Annotated in this window: 13 protein-coding genes; 9 read left to right on the forward strand and 4 right to left on the reverse strand. The window is 74.8% G+C overall.

The features are described 5' to 3' along the window. Positions 1-12 precede the first annotated feature (12 nt). Positions 13-1011, forward strand: coding sequence for an ADP-ribosylglycohydrolase family protein (locus tag ETD83_RS15550; protein WP_230420931.1), 999 nt, complete (start codon positions 13-15; stop codon positions 1009-1011). Positions 1012-1083: 72 nt separating this feature from the next. Then, positions 1084-1890: an alpha/beta fold hydrolase gene (locus ETD83_RS15555; protein ID WP_138645838.1), complete on the forward strand. Its 807-nt coding sequence runs from the start codon at positions 1084-1086 to the stop codon at positions 1888-1890. A gap of 10 nt (positions 1891-1900) precedes the next feature. Here the strand turns inward: ETD83_RS15555 and ETD83_RS15560 are convergent, their stop codons facing one another. Both ETD83_RS15560 and ETD83_RS15565 read right to left on the reverse strand, forming a co-directional pair. Next, on the reverse strand, positions 1901-2320 hold the full coding sequence (locus tag ETD83_RS15560) for a TIGR03668 family PPOX class F420-dependent oxidoreductase (protein ID WP_171064222.1): 420 nt from the start codon (positions 2318-2320) through the stop codon (positions 1901-1903). Between the two features lie 26 nt (positions 2321-2346). Further along, positions 2347-2991 (reverse strand): class II aldolase/adducin family protein, encoded by a 645-nt coding sequence (locus ETD83_RS15565; protein ID WP_138645840.1) that lies wholly within the window; start codon positions 2989-2991, stop codon positions 2347-2349. A gap of 71 nt (positions 2992-3062) precedes the next feature. Here ETD83_RS15565 and ETD83_RS15570 point away from each other — a divergent pair, with 71 nt between their 5' ends. Further along, the gene (locus ETD83_RS15570) at positions 3063-4013 is read left to right on the forward strand and encodes a carbohydrate kinase family protein (protein WP_138645841.1); all 951 of its coding nucleotides are present in this window, start codon (positions 3063-3065) and stop codon (positions 4011-4013) included. Positions 4014-4038: 25 nt separating this feature from the next. Here ETD83_RS15570 and ETD83_RS15575 read toward each other — a convergent pair whose 3' ends face one another. Next, positions 4039-5589: an AMP-binding protein gene (locus tag ETD83_RS15575; protein WP_138645842.1), complete on the reverse strand. Its 1551-nt coding sequence runs from the start codon at positions 5587-5589 to the stop codon at positions 4039-4041. Between the two features lie 67 nt (positions 5590-5656). Continuing rightward, the gene (locus ETD83_RS15580; RefSeq protein WP_230420932.1) at positions 5657-6334 is read right to left on the reverse strand and encodes an ACT domain-containing protein; all 678 of its coding nucleotides are present in this window, start codon (positions 6332-6334) and stop codon (positions 5657-5659) included. Positions 6335-6495: 161 nt separating this feature from the next. Here ETD83_RS15580 and grpE point away from each other — a divergent pair, with 161 nt between their 5' ends. The 6 genes from grpE to ETD83_RS15610 all read left to right on the forward strand — a co-directional run. After that, positions 6496-7230, forward strand: coding sequence for a nucleotide exchange factor GrpE (gene grpE / locus ETD83_RS15585; protein WP_138645843.1), 735 nt, complete (start codon positions 6496-6498; stop codon positions 7228-7230). After that, positions 7223-8821, forward strand: coding sequence for an Hsp70 family protein (locus tag ETD83_RS15590; RefSeq protein WP_230420933.1), 1599 nt, complete (start codon positions 7223-7225; stop codon positions 8819-8821). The genes grpE and ETD83_RS15590 overlap by 8 nt, the downstream gene beginning before the upstream one ends. 14 nt (positions 8822-8835) lie before the next feature. Further along, positions 8836-11436: a hypothetical protein gene (locus ETD83_RS15595; RefSeq protein WP_138645844.1), complete on the forward strand. Its 2601-nt coding sequence runs from the start codon at positions 8836-8838 to the stop codon at positions 11434-11436. Further along, a complete protein-coding gene (locus ETD83_RS15600) occupies positions 11436-12689 on the forward strand; it encodes a TRAFAC clade GTPase domain-containing protein (protein ID WP_230420934.1) in 1254 nt (417 codons plus the stop codon). The genes ETD83_RS15595 and ETD83_RS15600 overlap by 1 nt, the downstream gene beginning before the upstream one ends. A gap of 2 nt (positions 12690-12691) precedes the next feature. Continuing rightward, positions 12692-14932 carry a GAP1-N2 domain-containing protein gene (locus ETD83_RS15605; protein ID WP_138645845.1) on the forward strand — a complete coding sequence of 747 codons (2241 nt, stop codon included), beginning with the start codon at positions 12692-12694 and terminating at the stop codon, positions 14930-14932. 4 nt (positions 14933-14936) lie between these two features. Continuing rightward, positions 14937-16523: TRAFAC clade GTPase domain-containing protein (locus ETD83_RS15610; RefSeq protein ID WP_230420935.1), on the forward strand; the 1587-nt coding region annotated here is incomplete at its 3' end.

A 16523-nucleotide genomic window follows, 5' to 3' on the forward strand; every position in this document is an offset into this window, starting at 1 on the left:
AGAATGCCGCCCATGAGACGGGCGAGCGGGGCGATGTTCGGCCTGGCGTACGGGGATTCTCTGGGCGCGCCGACCGAATTCCTCACCATGAAGCAGATACAACGGCGTTTCGGTGACCACGGGCCCACGCAGCTCAACGGTGATCCGGCGCTGGTCACCGACGATACGCAGATGGCGATCGCGGTCGGCGCCGCCCTGCTGGACGCCCTGGAAAGCCCACCTTTCACACCGGATCTGATCACGCCGATGTGGCGGCGGCGTTTCGTCGATTGGCTCAACAGCCCCGACAACAACCGTGCGCCTGGAAACACGTGCCTGCGGGCGTGCCGGGGCCTTGCCGCCGGAAAGCCGTGGGTGGACGCCACCGTGGCGGGCTCGAAGGGCTGCGGCGCGAACATGCGGGTCGCGCCGGTCGGGCTGGCGCCCGGCCTGACGGACGAGACGCGCGCGGGCGCGTCCCAGCTCCAGGCGGCCCTCACGCACGGCCATCCGACCGGGCTGGCGGCCAGCGAGCTGACCGCGTTCGCGGTCCGGTGGCTGGCGGACGGCATGGCCCCGGCCGACCTGCCCGCCGCGCTCCGCGACCGGTGCCACGACCAGCGCGCCGTGTACCACGAGCGGTGGCTCGACACCCTGTGGCAGCGGCCCGGCGTCGACGCGCCGGAGACGTTCATCGCCCGGGGCTGGGACGAGTGCCTCGAACGTCTCGACGCGCTGGACGAGGCCCTCGCCCGCGGCGACCGCGCGTCCGACCCCTGCGAGATCACCGGGGCGGGCTGGACGGCCGAGGAGGCCATGGCGACCGGCCTGCTGTGCTTCCTGCTCTTCCCGGACGAGCCCGTCGAGGCGATCTGGCGCGGCGCCGCCAGCTCCGGCGACTCCGACTCGATCGCCTGCCTGGCGGGCGCCTTCGCGGGCGCGCATCTCGGGATGGACGCCTGGCCCGCCGAGTGGGCGGCCCGCATCGAGTACGCCGATCGGCTGACCAGGCTCGGCGACGCCTGGGACTGATCCCTTGACCTGGGGTAGCATTAAAGCTAATGTTCTTAGCTATAGAGCTACGCAAATGGCAAGGAGTGCGTGATGAGCGAGCAGACCCGGTACCTCGACCTTCCCGGCGGACGGCTCGCCTATGACGACGACGGCGACGGGCCGCTCATCGTCTGCCTCCCGTCCATGCTCGACCTGCGGTCGCAGTTCAGGTTCCTCAAGCCGCTGCTGCTCGACGCCGGCTACCGCGTCGTGACCGTCGACCAGCGCGGGATGGGCGACACCAGCGCCGACTGGCCCGAGTACGGGAGCACGCCGCTGGCCCACGACCTGCTGGCGCTGCTGCGGCACCTGGACGCCGGGCCCGCCCTCGTCTACGGCTGCTCGAACGGCGCCGCAGCCGGGGTGTGGGTCGCCGCCGAGGCGCCCGAGCTGATCCGGGGCCTGGTCTTGGCGGCGCCGTTCGTGCGGGACGGCAAGTCCGGGTTCTCGCAGAAGCTGACCATCGCGCTCATGCGGGTCCCGGGGCTGGCGGTGCCGCTCTACATGTCGTACTACCCGAAGTGGGTGCCCACGCCGCCCGCGGACTTCGCCGAGCACAAGGCGAAGCTGAAGGAGAGCTTCAGGCGGCCGGGCCGCGCCAAGGTCATCGCCGACTACCTGGACATGTCGCACGCCGAGTCCGAGGCCCGGCTCGACCGGGTCACCGCGCCCGTCCTGGTCATCATGGGGACGGCCGACATCGACTGGCCCGACCCGGTCGCGGAGGCCGAGTGGGTCAGGGACCGGCTGAACGGCGAGCTCGTCCTGGTGGACGGCGCCGGGCACCAGCCGCACGTGGACTTCCCCGAGACGGTCGCCGGCGCCGTCCTGACCTTCGCGCGCTCGCTCGACAAGTAGTGAGGGCCGGTCAGGACGCCGTCCAGCCCGTCCATGCCTCGATGGTGACGACGATGACCGGCCCCTCCGGCGGGCGCTCGCGGTACTGGGCGTAGCGATCCGCCAGGAGCCGGACGGGCCCGGCCATGCGCGCGGGATCTTCGACGATTGAGGCGTGGCCGTCGACGCGGACCCACCACAGGCGGTCCCAGTCGTCCTCGTAGTGGTCGGCCAGGAGGGCGACGCGCGGGTTGGCGCGGATGTTCGCCAGCCGCCGCAGGTCCCTGGTGCTCTTCGGCTTGTGGTCGACGGCCGTGTAGACCGCGCCGCGGTGGACGGCGAACGTCACCGGGACGAGATGCGGCCGCGCGTCCTCCCCGACGGTCGCCAGCCGCACGACCGGGACCGTCGTCAGCAGCCGGCGCGCCTCGTCCGGCGAAAGCTTCGGCACCCCCTCAGCCTGCCACGGCCGGCCGCCTACAGCGGCGGGAACTCCGGCGGCGCGAGGCCGCGCTCGGCCACCTTCGCCAGCTCCTCCTCTGTCAGGACGCGCGGTTCGCCGATCGTCCTGGCCCGGACGTACACGCCGCAGAGCCATTCGAGGAGCCGCGCGTTCTCGAACGCCTCGTCCAGGTCGCGGCCGATCGCGACGGCGCCGTGGTTGGCCATCAGCGCGGCGCGCTTGCCCCCGGCCATGGCGGCGCGGACGTTGCCCGCCAGCTCGGGCGTCCCGTAGGTGGCGTACTCCGCGACCTTCACCACGCCGCCGAGGAGAAGGGTGTTGTAGTGGATCGGCGGCAGCTCCCGCATCGTCGTCGCGACGGCGACCGCGTAGGTGGAGTGGGTGTGCACGATCGCCGCCGCCGGGGTGGCCCCGTAGAGCGCGAGGTGCATCGGCGTCTCGGACGACGGCGCCCGCTCGCCCTCGGCCACCCGGCCCGACAGGGTGACGACCGGGCAGTCGGCGGGCTCCATCCGGTCGAGCATCATCCCGCCCGGCGTGACCGCGACCAGGTCGCCCGACCGGACGCTGACGTTCCCGGACGAGCCGATGACCAGACCGGTTTCGGCCAGCCGCCGACCGATCACACCTAGTTCGTCCCTTTCGTCCGACAACAACATGCGAGCACCTTTCACGTTCGCGATCTTCCACGGTTACGCTACGGCCCTGACGATCTTTAAGGGGTCTGGTCATGGCGGTAGTGACACTGGGCGCGCACATCCTGGACGTGCTCGCCCGGCCCGTGCCCGTGCCGGGCCCTCCCGGCGGGCCGGACACCGTCGTCGTCGACGAGATCAGGGTGACCGCCGCCGGGGCCGCGGCGGGCACCGCGGTGGCCCTCGCGAGGCTCGGCAACGACGTGGTCTCCGTCGGCGCGATCGGCGACGACGACCTCGGCGACCTGCTGGTCACGATCATGTCCCGGAACGGGGTGGACGTGCGCGGGCTCGTCCGGCGGACGGCCGCGCAGACCGCCGCGTCGATCCTGCCCGTGCCGCCCCGGGGGCGCCGGGGAGGCGGCGGCCGCCCGATCCTGCACGCCCCCGGCGCCAACCTGACGCTCACCGCCGGCGCGGTCGGCCCCGGGCTGCTCGGCGCGGCGCGCCTGGTGCACCTCGGCGGCCCGGACGTCACCGCCGGCCTCAACGACCCCGCGTTCTTCGCGATGCTCGCCGCCGCCCGCGAGACCGGCACCGTCGTGACCATGGACCCGCTGTCGTCCTTCCCCGACCTGCTCATCGCCGCCGCCGCGTTCCTCCCCCACGTCGACCACTTCCTGCCGGACGAGGCGCAGGCGGCGGCGATGACCGGCGAGGACGACCCCGAGAAGGCCGCCAGGGCGCTGCTCGCCCAGGGCCCGGCGACGGTGATCGTCACGCTCGGCGGCGACGGCAGCCTCGTCGCGACCGGCCCCGCCGGCGCCCCGGACGTGCGCCGCCTGCCCGCCCTGCCCGTCGAGGCCGTCGACACGACCGGCTGCGGCGACGCCTACTGCGCCGGGTTCATCACCGGGCTCGCGCACGGGCTGGACGTCCTCGAATCGGCGCGCTGGGGCACGGCCGCCGCCGCGACCGTCGCGCAGGGGCTCGGCTCCGACGCCTGCCTCACCGGCCTGGACGACGTGCTCCGCATGCTGAAGTGAGCCCTCCGCCGGGGCTGCGCGCCGGTCAGATCCTCTGCTTCTCGTCCTTCCAGTACGGGTCGCGCAGGAGGCGCTTGTAGAGCTTGCCGGTCGGCGTCCTCGGCATCCGGTCCACGAAGTCGACCGAGCGCGGCGCCTTGTACCCGGCGAGCGCGGCGCGGACGTGCCCGATCAGCTCCGCGGCCAGGTCCGCGGACGGCTCCGCGCCGCCGTCGAGCTCGACCGCCGCCTTCACCTGCTCGCCGAACTCCTCGTCCGGGACGCCGAACACGGCCACGTCCCGGACCGCCGGATGGGTGATCAGCACGCCCTCGATCTCCGCCGGGTAGATGTTCACCCCGCCGCTGATGATCATGTCGATGGCGCGGTCGGACAGGTACAGGTAGCCGTCCTCGTCCAGGTGGCCGACGTCGCCGGTGGTGAACAGCCGGTCGCCGCGGTGCATGGAGCGGGTCTTGTCCGCATCGCCCCAGTACTCGACGTCGTCGCCGCTGGTGTAGCGGAAGTAGATCTGGCCGCGCTCCCCCGGCGCCGCGGGCTCGCCGTCGTCGCGCAGGACGTGCACCTCCGTCGTCGGCAGCGGGCGGCCGACGCTGCCGGGCCGCTCCAGCCATTCCGGCGCGGTGATGACGCTGTTCACCGCCGCCTCGGTCGAGCCGTAGTACTCGTGGACGATCGGCCCCAGCCAGTCGATCATGCGCCGCTTGACCTCGGGCGAGCAGGGCGCGGCGCCGTGCCAGACGGCCCGCAGGCTGGACCCGTCGAACGCCGCGCGGGTCTCCTCGTCCAGCCGCAGCAGCCGGACGAACTGCGTCGGCACCAGATGGACGTTCGTGACCCCGTGCTCGTCGATGAGCCGCAGCGTCTCGGCCGGGTCGAAGCTCTGCCGCATCACCAGCGACCGTCCGACCAGCATGAACACGAACGACCACAGCCACTGGGCGGAGTGGTAGGCGGGTCCGACGAGCAGCGACCGCCCGCCCGCCGGGATCCCCAGGATCTCGGTGAACACCTCCCCGACCAACGTGGCCGTCTCGATCGGGGCGCCCGCGTCCAGCAGCTTGCGGCTGACGCCTTTCGGCCGTCCGGTGGTGCCCGAGGTGTAGAACACCGGGAAGCCCATCACCGGGCCGGCGATCTCCTCCTGCGCGCCCGTCGCGAGGAACTCCTCGTACGGGGTGAAGCCCTCGGTCTCCGCGCCGAACGCGACGCGGGCGGCCAGGTCGAGCCCCTCGGACGCCGACCGCGCGACGTCGCCGAACGCGTCCTCGGAGAACAGCGCCCGCACGCCCGCGTCCGCCAGGACGTAGCGCAGCTCGTCGGCCGTCCAGTGCCAGTTGACCAGGACGTACCGCAGCCCGACATGCCCGGCGGCGGCCATCAGCTCGAAGGACTCGCGCCGGTTCCCGGAGTGGATCGCGATGGCGTCGCGCGTGCCGAGCCCCAGGCCGCGCAGCGCGTTCGCGAGCCGGTCGGTCCGGGCGTCGAGGTCCCGCCACGTCGTGCTTCCGCGTTCGTCGGTGAGCGCCGGTTCCCCCGGCCTGGCTTCGGCGTGCGGACGGAGCAGTACGGCCATCGGCCACCTCCTGGACACGGTGAGTCCCAGAACGCGACTCTAGAACGCCGCGGACCCGCTGACCAGGTCACACGGGCGATCTCCCGGAACGGTCGCCGGTCAGCACCGCGTCCGCCGCGCCCGCGAGCTGCTCCAGGCGGAACACCTCCGTCCGGTGGAACGGCGGCGCGCCCGTCCGGGCGGCGACGAGCGCGAGCGTCCCCTTGGCGAGCGGGCACACCGCGAACCGCGTGCCGTCCGGCGCCGTGAAGGCACGCGGGCGCAGCGGCGCCAGCTCCGGCAGGTCGGCACCCGACTTGCCACCCACACTGGCGTGCACCAGGACCGCGTCCCCCTGGGCGGTCAGCTCCGCGAGACCCGCCCAGTCGGCGCTCAGGATGGCCGGGACGGCGTCGGCGAGTATCTCCGCGCCGTGCTCGGGGACGGCCGCGACCTGCCCGATCACGGCGGCGTCCGGGAACGCGCCCTGCGGCTCGGCCGTCGGCCAGACCCCGACGACCTCCACCCCCGGCACCGCGCCGAGCCCCTCGTCCAGCCGGTCGGTGCCCGCGCCCGCGGGCCACACGACCGTGAAGTCGTCCATCGCCCGGCCGTTGTCGCGCTCCAGCACCGCCATCTGCACGACGTCCGCGCCCGCGGCCCCCAGCGTGCGCGCCACCTGCCCCAGCGATCCCGGACGGTCCGGCAGGCGGACACGTATCCGCAGCAACATCGCCACCTCCAGTTCCCCCTCCGCTGCCCCCATCCTCCGCGAAACCCGTTTCCTCCGTGTTACCCGGAAGTGACGACGTGGGAAAACGGCACCGGCGGCGGTGCTGGAATGGCGGGCAGGGGTCAAACTAGAGTCCAGTGAAGGTCACCAGCGGGCCTATCGCCTCATGTCGCCCACCATTAAGGTAACTGCACGTGTCGAGGGACGGGGAACCCCAAGTCAGCGCGGCATCCGGAACCGGGCCGGAGACGGAGCCGGAGCCGCCGCCGGGCGCGCCGGGCGACCCGGACGGCGAGGCGCTCCACGCCGGGGTCAGGGACGCCCTCACCGGGCTCGCCGCCCGCCTCGACCGCGAGCACGAGCGCGCCGCGCACCGCGAGGCCGTCATCGACCGGCTGCACGAGGAGAACCAGCGGCTCCGGCGCGGCGAGTTGCAGGCCATGCTGGAGCCGGTCCGCGCCGCGCTGTACCGGCTGCACGACCAGGCGCGCCGCGAGTCCGGCCGGCTCGCCGCGCCCGACCTCACCGAGCCGCCCGACCCGCGCGGCACGGCGCTGCTGCTGGCGGCCGTGGCCGACGACGTCGCGGACGCGCTGGCACGGCTCGGCGTGGAGCGGTTCACGGTCGAGCCGGGCGCGCCCTACGACGCGGCGCGGCACCGCCCGGTCGCGGTCACGCCCGTCGACGACCCGATGCGGGACGGCACCGTGACGGCCGTGGAGTCCGACGGGTTCGAGCAGAGCGGGAAGGTGCTGCGCAAGGCGGCGGTGCGCGTCGGGAGGCTCGGCACCGAGCACGATGAGCGGGAAACGAAGGCGGAGGCCGGGCCGAACGGGACCGAGCGTGCGGTCAAGGCCGGCTCGAACCGCCGCAACGGCGCCGGGAACGGCGAGTCGCCGAAACCGGACACGCAGAAGACCGATGGGTGAGAGGAACATGGCCGTCTACGGGATCGACCTGGGAACCACGTACTCCTGCATAGCCTCCATCGACGACGTGGGGCGGCCGGCGGTCCTGCGGAACCTGGAGGGCACCGACACCACCCCGTCCGTCGTGTACTTCGAGAGCGGCGAGAACGTCGTCGTCGGCGCCACCGCGAAGGACACCGCCGTCCTGGAGCCCGACAACGTCGTCAGCCTCATCAAGCGGGACATGGGCCGCGACGTGACCCGTCCCATCCACGGGATCGACTTCACGCCCGAGGAGCTGTCGGCGTTCATCCTGCTGAAGCTGGCGACCGACGCGCGCACCACGACCGGCGAGGAGACCCGCGACGTCGTCATCACCGTCCCGGCGTACTTCGGCGTCGCCGAGCGCGACGCGACCCGCAAGGCGGGCCGGATCGCCGGCCTGAACGTCATCGACATCGTGTCCGAGCCGATCGCCGCCGCGATCACCTACGGCGTCCTCAACCCCGAGCAGGACCGCACCATCCTGGTGTACGACCTCGGCGGCGGGACGTTCGACACCACCGTCATCGCGCTGCGCGGCGGGCACATCGAGGTGGTGTGCACCGACGGCGACCACGAGCTCGGCGGCGCCGACTGGGACGCGCGGCTCGTGGAGCACCTCGCCGAGCGGTTCCGCGCCGAGCACCCCGACGCCGGGGACCCCCTCGACGACAAGCAGACCGAGCAGCAGCTCCGCCGCGACGCCGAGGACGCCAAGAAGGCGCTCACGACGCGCACCGCGCACACCGTCCGGGTCATGCACGGCGGGCGGGTCGCGTCGGTCGAGGTGACGCGGGAGAAGCTGGAGGAGCTCACCAAGGACCTCCTCGACCGCACCGTCGAGATCACCGGCCGGACGCTGTCCACCGCCGCCGAGAAGGGCGTGGACGACTACGACGACCTCGTCCTCGTCGGCGGGTCCACGAAGATGCCCGTCGTCGCGGCGCGGCTGGCGACCGAGCTGGGCCTGCCGCCCCGCATCCAGGACCCCGACCTCGCCGTCGCCAAGGGCGCCGCGCTGTACGCGTTCGAGGAGACCTACCGGCGGCTCGTCCGGGAGGGCGCCGCCGAGCGCGCCGAGGAGATGGCGAGCCGCGCGGGCCTGTCCGCCGAGCAGCAGAAGCAGATCGCCGGACGGCAGATCAAGACCGTCGCGTCGCACGCCTTCGGGATCGTGGTCGTCGACCGGGAGACCGGCGCGGAGAGCGTCGCGCACCTCGTGCACGCCAACGACGAGCTGCCCGCCGCGAAGACCGAGGACTTCTTCACCGTGTACGACGACCAGGCGTCCGCCGACATCCGGGTGATGGAGCAGGCCGGCGTCGTGGAGTCCGGCGACCTGATCGACAACACCGAGATCGCGACCGGGGAGATCCGCGTCCCGCCGGGCAAGAAGGCGGGCTGGCCGATCGGCGTGACGTTCGCGCTCGACGCGTCCGGGCTGCTGAACGTCACGGCCGTGGAGAAGGAGACCGGGGAGCGGCTGGAGCTGAAGGTGGACGTCGGCGGCATGTCCGAGGAGGAGGTCGAGCGCTCCCGGAAGGCCCTCTCCCGGGTCCAGGTGAGCTGAGCCGGGAGGCGCCCGTGGCGTTCGACGACGACTACCGGCGGGAGGTCCTGGAACCCGCCCGGGCGGCGGGCGACCAGCCTCCCGAGGACCTGCGCGCCCGGTACGCGCTCCCCGACCCCCTGACCGGGCCGGTGGTCGCGGCGCGGGTCAAGGAGGTCCGGCAGTGCTGGCGGCGCGCGCGCGGGCAGCTGAAGTACCGCAAGCTGATCGACCGGCTGGAGGCCGAGCACCGGGAGCTGGCGCCGCTGTTCGCCGCCGCCGAGCGCGGCGACCTCCGGCCGCTGGACGCGCGGCTGCGCGGCGGCCGGGAGCGCACCGAGCGGCGCCGCACCGAGGCCCGCGCCCGGCTCGACGACGCGGCCGGGACGCTGAAGATGGCCACGCCCGCCGAGGTCGAGGGCATCGCCCGCACCGGCGGCGTGACCCGCGCCGAGCTGGAGCGGGTCGCCGCGGCCGACGGGATCGAGATCCGCGAGCCCGACGCGCTGCCGGCCGCCGCGCCCTATCCGGCGTACCGGAAGGTGCAGGAGTCGCTGGACGTCCTCGGCGCCCGGCACCTCGCCGACTTCGTGTTCGGCGGGCGGATCACCGGCGCGATCCGGCTGCTGGACGGGTTCGCCGCGCCCGGCGGCACCTTCCGGCTCGACCAGGACGCCGTCGCGGCGGCCGCCGCCGAATGGGCGCGCCGCAGCCGCGACACGAGCACCACGCACGCCGACACGATCCTCGCCGCGCTGCGCTCGGACGCGCCCCTCCCCGAACTGGTGCTCTACGACGTGGTCGACCGGCTCCGCGAGCGGCTGCGGCAGCGGGCGTCCGAGCGGGCCCTGCTGCGGTACGCGACGGACGATCTCGGCATCGACCGGCGCGACGCCCGCCGCATGGTGTTCGCCGTCGTCCGCGAGACCGGGCCGGGCGGCGGCCTCGCCGGACGCCTGCGCGCCCTGCTCGACGCGGGCGAGGTGTTCGCGGCGGCGGAGCTGGCGGACGCCGCCGGCGTGCCCCGCGAGGCGGGGGGCGGGCCGTCGGAGGAGGAGGTCCTCGCCGCCGAGGCCCGGCACCGGCTCGACACGGCGCTGCGCCTCCGCGAGACCGCCGCCGCCGAGCCCGACCCGGACCGCGCGCACCGCCTCCTCGACGACGCGCTCCGGCTCGTCCGCGACCTGCCCGGCGCGGCCGCCCACCGGCACCGGCTGGCGCCGCGCCCCGTCCCGGCGGTGCGGGCGGACGTGGACGCCGGCGCCGTCCGGCTCTCGTGGGAGCCGTCGCCCTCGACGGCCGGCGAGATCGAGTACCAGGTCGTCCGGCAGGTGGGCCGGGCGCCGCGCGACGTACGGGACGGCGCCGGGATCACCGGCGTGCTGGACGAGCGCCCGCCCGTCAACGAGCCGGTGTTCTACGGGGTGTTCGCGGTGCGCGGGGACGCCGCCGCCGCGCCGGCGGTGGCGGGCCCGGTGACCGTGCGGCCCGAGCCCGGCGAGGTCGAGCTGCTCGCCGGGGACGGCCAGGTCACCGGACGGTGGCGGTGCCCGGCCGAGGCGGCGCGGGTCGTCGTCGTCCGGGACGGCGAGGTCGTCCCGGCGGGGCGCGACGGGTTCCGCGAACCCGTGCCCAACGGCCGGACGCACCACTACCGGGTCGCCGCCGTCTACCTCGACCCGTCCGGACGGGAGGTCGTGACGGACGGGGTGCGCGCGTCGGTCACGCCGAGCGCGGCGCCCGAGCCGGTGTTCGAGCTGGCCGCCGGGACCGATCCGTCCGACCCGGGGCTGGTCACGGTCCGGTTCGACCCGCCGGGCAGCGGGACGGTCGAGCTGGTGCTGTCGGAGGGGCCGCCGCCGTGGCCGCGGAGCGCGCTCGTCCCGCTGGAGGAGGTCCGGCGGGAGACGCGGCGGCTGGCGTGCACGCCGGTGCCGGGCGGGCTCGCGGTCCGGCCGGGCGCGAGCGGGTGGCTGCTCGCGGTGTCGGTGGCGGAGGGCGGCGCCGCGATCGGCGCGTACCACCGGCACGTGAACCTGCCGCCGCCGCGCCGCCTGATCGCCGAGCGGCGCGGCGAGCACGTGCACGTCGGGTTCGACTGGCCGCCGGACGTCGCCGAGGTCGACCTCGTCTACAAGGTCGGGCGGGAGGCCCTGCAGATCGCCGATCCGCCGACGTCGGAGACCGTGACCCGCGCCGCCTACGACACGCAGGGCGGGATCAGGCTGCCCGTCCCCGAGGACGAGCCCGTCGAGCTGTCGGTCGCGGCGGCCGGGACCGTCGGCGGCTCCCGGGTGACGGGGACGCCGGTGACCGCCGTCGTCGCGGCCCGCGCGATCGTCCGCTACGACGTGCTGCGGTCGGGCCCGCCGTGGCGGCGGGCGCTGACGATCCGGCTGACGGCGTCGCGCCCGCTGCGGGTGGCGCGGCTGTCGCTGGTGCTGCGCACCGGCCGGGTCATGCCGCACCGGGCCGCCGACGGCGAGACGCTCGGCGCGTGGGAGCAGGTGCCGGTCCCCGGGGAGCTGTCGCTGGCCGTCCCGGACGCGTCCGGGCCGTACTGGCTGCGCTGCTTCGCCGACGACGACGTCGTCGAGCTGGCCGATCCCCCCGTCCGCCGGCTCCAGGTCACCTGATGACCAGGCCGCTCGCCCGCGTGGGGATCCCCGGAGTGCCGTCCAGGCAGCGCGCTCCCAGGAACGGCGTCACGTGCCCGTACTGCTTCGAGCCGGTCGCGCCGCAGCGGATCCTGTTCCGGTGCCGCGGGCAGGCGGGGCGGCGGCAGGGCTGCGCACCCGTCCTGGACGAGGCGCTCGCCGAGTACACGGGGTCGACGGCGGGCGCGTCGCTACCGCCGGTGTTCGCCGCGTCCGGGCGCAAGGGGCGCGCCGAATGCCCGGAATGCGGCCTCGCGACCGGCAACCGGGCCTGCCCGGAATGTCACAACCCGCTGCCGTCCGCGTACTGCGACTCCCCCGGCCGGATCGTCGCGCTGGTCGGCGCGAAGAACGCGGGCAAGAGCACCTACATCGCCGTCCTGCTGCACGAGCTGATGAACCGGGTCGGGACGGAGCTGGACGCGTCGCTCGTGGCGTGCGACGACCGCACGATCGAGCGGTACAAGCGCGACTTCGCGCGCCCGCTGCTGGAGGAGCGGCGGCTGCTGCCGACGACGGCGAGCGCGGCGACCGGACCCCGCGAGCCGCTGGTGTACCTGCTCACCCGGACGCGGCGGGGGCGTTTCGCGCGCCCGCGCAACGACTCGCTCGCGCTCGTGCTGTTCGATACCGCGGGCGAGGACCTGCGCAGCCGCGAGGTCACCGACCTGCACCTGCGGTACCTGGAGGCGGCGGACGCGATCGTCTTCCTGGTCGACCCGCTGGAGCTGCCCGGCGCGCGGACGGGCGTGCGCGACGCCGTGGCCGCGCCGCGCGGGGCGGGGGACGATCCCGACAGCGAGCCGCTGAACATCATCGCCCGCGTCACCGACGCGCTGCGGCAGCGGCACGGCACGCGTCCGGGCGAGCCGCTGCCCGTCCCGGTCGCGGTCGCGCTCACCAAGATCGACGTGCTGCGGCCGGGGCTGCTGAGGCAGTCGGCCCTGCACCGGTCCCGGTCGGGGTCGGGCGTCCTCGACCTGGACGACAGGGACGCGGTGAACGAGCAGGTCAGGGCGCTGCTGCACGACTGGCAGGCCGGGCAGCTCGACACCTACCTCGGGCAGCAGTACGCCGACCACGCGCTGTTCGGGCTGTCGGCGCTCGGCGGCGTCCCCGACGAGGGCCGGGTCGGCGCGGGCGGCGTCCGGCCGTACCGGGCCGAAGATCCGCTGCTGTGGCTGCTGTACCGGTTCGGGATGCTCGAAGGCGTCCGCCCCGGAGGTGGTTAGGCGTGGCCTGGCAGCTGCACTACACCTCCGCGCGGCGCGGGCCCACCGGCCGGGCCGGGTTCCAGTTCGTGGCCGAGACGCCCGGCCTGCCGGACGGGGTGCGGGCGGGCGTGACGCCGTACCTGTCGTACCGCCCGCCGCCCGACGCCCCGCTGTCGCCGGACGAGTCGGAGCTGGGCGGGTTCCCCGTGTCGCTGCTGTACGACCGGGTGGACGGGCGCCCGCTGCTGCTGCGCTGCCGCTACCTGGGCCGCGACTACTCGGGCCGCTACGGCAACTTCTTCGCGCACGCCGTCGTGGCCGAGCCGGACGAGCTGGAGGGCCTGCGTCCCGCCGAGCTGTGGCACGCCCCGCACTGGACGCACGATCCCGCGCCGCAGACCGTCCTCGATCCGCTGGACGAGCTGACGCCCGGCGCGGCGCTCGACCCGGAGGCGCTCGCCGCGTGGCTGGCGGCGGCGTCCGGGCCCGGCGACCCGTACGCGCTGCTCGGACACCTGGTCGACGCCGTCGCGGAGGTCCTGGGCCGGGGCCACGGCCGCGTCGTGCTGGTCGCCGACGACGTGGAGCTGATCGCGCGCTGGATCGCGGTGGTGTCGTACTCGCTGCCGGTCGCGGCGGCGGCGCGGCTCTCCTTCGTCACCTACTCCGCCGACCCGGACGGCGCGGCGCAGCGCCTGGTCGGCACGACCCCCGCGATCTGGGCGGCCGCGCAGCACCACGCCTCGCACGCGTGCGCGTTCGACCTCCGCGACGGCGCCCCGGACGGTCGCGCGAGCCGCTTCGCCCGGACGGTCGCCGGCTGCTGGCGCGACTCCGACTTCGGGGGGCTGGACGCGCTCGGTGAGCTGGCCCCGCTGAACGACCCCGCGCAGGAGGGCGCCGCCGCGCTGCTGGCCCTGTGCCGGGGGGACGCGACCGTCACGGCGGACGAGGAGGCCGCGGCGGCGGAGCTGATGTCGCGGCACGGCTCCAGGATTCCCGAATGGGTGTGGCGCGACCTGGTGCCCGGCGTGCCGTCCATGGGGCTGGACCTGGCGCTCGCCGTCCACGAGCGGGCGCGGGCGGCGGGCGCGGACGAGGTCGCGCGGCAGTGCTCGCTCCGCGTCACCGACCGGGCCGCGGACGCGCTCGCGGAGGCGTCCGGCCTGGCGGCGGTGGTCGCGGCGGCCGGGGTGGCCGAGCGCGCGAGGGCACCGCTCGATCCCGCCGTGGTCAGGGCGTCCGCGGCGCGCTGCACGCGGAGCGGGGCCGCTGACCTGGGCGAAGCGCTCACCGGCTGCCCCGCCGCACTCAAGGACGCCCTCCTGGACGGCGTGATCTCCGGCCTGTCCGATGCCGGGAAACCGGAGCGGGTGGCGGCCCTCACGTCCGCAAACTGCGATCTGCTCTACGGGCACGCCGAGCGGTTGCGTACCGCGCCCGCCGTCGCGTGCGCCGTGCTGGCGTCGATCGGGCGGAGGAGCCCCGGACGCAGGATCGCGGTCACCGGCGAGCTGCTCCGGCTCGACGGCGCCGACATCGACGCGGCGCTCCGCGAGGTCTGGGGGACGCCACCGTCCGCAGGCGAATGCGCCGATCTGCTGGACGCGCACGGGAAGGCGGTCGCGGACCGTCCCGCGCTGGCCGGGCTGCCGTCCCGGACCTTCACCAGGCTCGCGTTCCCCGGCGGCGAGCGCCTCGCCGAACCGGCGGCGCTGCGGCTCGCCGAACGGGTCCGCGAGCTCATGCCGGACGGGCGGTCCGGGCACGACGCGGCGCTCGTCCAGGCGTACGGGAAGGCGATCACCGCGGGCCCGGCGCGCGCCGCGCGAGCGCTGGACGCCATCACGGCCGCGGACGGCGCCACGCCGCAGCTCGCCGGGGAGGCGTTCCTCGGGGCCGCGCGGCGGCTGGCCCGCCGCCCGCCGGCGTTCCGGGCGGAGTTGCTGGCCGAACTGCCCGACCGCGCCCGCGCCCGGCTCGGCGCGCAGTGGACGGCCGAGCTGCCCGCCCGCGCCCGCGCCGGCCGTGCCCCGCTGCGCGGCGCCGAGATCGAGCAGCGCAACGAGCTGGTCGAGGTCGTCCTGCGGCTGAGGGCGCGCGGGCGCGCCGAACCGGCCCTGGAGGCGTGGGCGCGGGCCGCCGCCGGACGGTGGCTCGCCGCCAAGCAGCTCGACTCGCACCTGGCGCGCAGCCCGGAACTCCGGGCCGCGCTGCGGGACCTCCTCGCCGAGGACGAATCCGTCCGCAGAGGGAGGTGAACCCGTGCATCCCATTCTCGTGCTGCTGCTGATCGCCGTGTGGGGCGCCGCGATGTGGCTCGGGTTCATGTACGTGTTCCCCGTGCTGTTCGCCGGGACGCTGGTCGTCGCCGGGGTCGCCGCGCTCGGCCTGTACTACCTGCACGCGTGCCGGACGCTCGCGCCGTCCACCCTCGAAGGGCCCTCGCCGGTCGCCGAGCCGAAGATCTCCTACCGGCACTACCTGCTCGGCCAGGTGTGGCGCGACTGGTGGACGATCAGCCGCACCGTCGTCCCGCAGGTGTACCGGACGGCCAGGGGCACCATCGTCCAGCTCACCCGCGTGCTGCTCGGCGGGCTCTGGGGGTTCTTCGTCTTCCCGATCTGGCTGGCGCTGTGCGCGGGCATCGTCGCCGCGGCCGTTCCCGCGTCCGGGTTCGTGCTCGCGCTGACCGTCCTGTACGGGGTCGTCGCGGCGGCCGGGCTCGCGGTCTGGCTCGTGTGCGTGCTCGTCCTCGCCGCGGTGGAACGCGTGTTCATGACGTACGGGCGGATCCTGCAGACCTGCCCGCACCCGTTCTGCTACGAGCGGATCGGCCTGCCGGAGTACGAATGCCCGGGCTGCGGCGCGCGGCACCGGCATCTCGCGCCCGGCTCGGGCGGCGCGTTCCGGCACGTGTGCCGGTGCGGGGCGCGGCTGCCGACGACCGTGCCGCTCGGACGGTTCCGGCTGGCGGCGTACTGCCCCCACTGCGGCGGGCGGCTGCCCGAGCGGATCGGACGCGTCCGCGTCGAACCGCTGCCGTTCGTCGGCGGCCCGGCCGCCGGGAAGACGACGTTCATGGTCCTCGGCATCCGGGCCCTGCACGCACGCGTGCGCGCCGTCCACGGGAGGCTCGCGTTCGTCGAGCAGCGGCACGCGCAGGCGTACGCGGGCGCGATCCACGAGTTCCAGCGCGGCGGACGGCTCGCCAAGACGGGCCCGGAGCTGCCCCTCGCCACCATGGTGGACATCGAGCTGCCCGGACGCGCGCGCCGCATCCTCTACCTCTTCGACCCGGCCGGGGAGCACTACACGGGCGCCACCGAGGTCGAATCGCTGCGCTACCTCGACCACAGCGAGGCACTGCTGTTCGTGGTCGACCCGTTCGCCCTCCCCCAGCTGCGCAGGTCCCTGACCGGGGACGAGCGGGAGTTCATCGACGACGCCGCCGTGTCGTCGGAGGAGGATCCCGCCGACACCCTGCAACGGGTGCTGAACGAGCTGCGCTCCCGTCCCGATCAGGGGCACCAGAAGCGCGTCGCCGTCGTCGTCACCAAGACCGACCTGCTGGCCCGCACGGAGATCGGCCGCTGCCTCGCCGAGGACGGCGACCTGCGCGCCTGGCTCGGCCGGGTCGGGCTCGGCAACACCGTCCGGACGCTCGACCAGGTCGCCGGGCAGGTGCGGTACTTCGCGTCCGGCCTCGCGACCGAGCCCGCGGACGTCGCCGAACTGCTCGGCTGGGTCACCGGCCTGGCCGCCTCGTCCAACGGCGACCACCCGCCCTGTCTCTTATACCCATCTGACGCTGCCGACGAATTAGACGGTGTATATCTCGGTGGTGGCCGT

The organism is Actinomadura soli, from assembly GCF_005889715.1.
Lineage (GTDB): Bacteria > Actinomycetota > Actinomycetes > Streptosporangiales > Streptosporangiaceae > Spirillospora > Spirillospora soli.

Bases quoted from the DNA above. Each gene is read 5' to 3' on its own strand.
- ETD83_RS15550 (WP_230420931.1), top strand. From the start codon at position 13: ATGAGACGGGCGAGCGGGGCGATGTTCGGCCTGGCGTACGGGGATTCT.
- ETD83_RS15555 (WP_138645838.1), top strand. From the start codon at position 1,084: ATGAGCGAGCAGACCCGGTACCTCGACCTTCCCGGCGGACGGCTCGCC.
- ETD83_RS15565 (WP_138645840.1), bottom strand. From the start codon at position 2,991: ATGTTGTTGTCGGACGAAAGGGACGAACTAGGTGTGATCGGTCGGCGG.
- ETD83_RS15570 (WP_138645841.1), top strand. From the start codon at position 3,063: ATGGCGGTAGTGACACTGGGCGCGCACATCCTGGACGTGCTCGCCCGG.
- ETD83_RS15575 (WP_138645842.1), bottom strand. From the start codon at position 5,589: ATGGCCGTACTGCTCCGTCCGCACGCCGAAGCCAGGCCGGGGGAACCG.
- ETD83_RS15580 (WP_230420932.1), bottom strand. From the start codon at position 6,334: ATGGGGGCAGCGGAGGGGGAACTGGAGGTGGCGATGTTGCTGCGGATA.
- ETD83_RS15590 (WP_230420933.1), top strand. From the start codon at position 7,223: ATGGGTGAGAGGAACATGGCCGTCTACGGGATCGACCTGGGAACCACG.
- ETD83_RS15600 (WP_230420934.1), top strand. From the start codon at position 11,436: ATGACCAGGCCGCTCGCCCGCGTGGGGATCCCCGGAGTGCCGTCCAGG.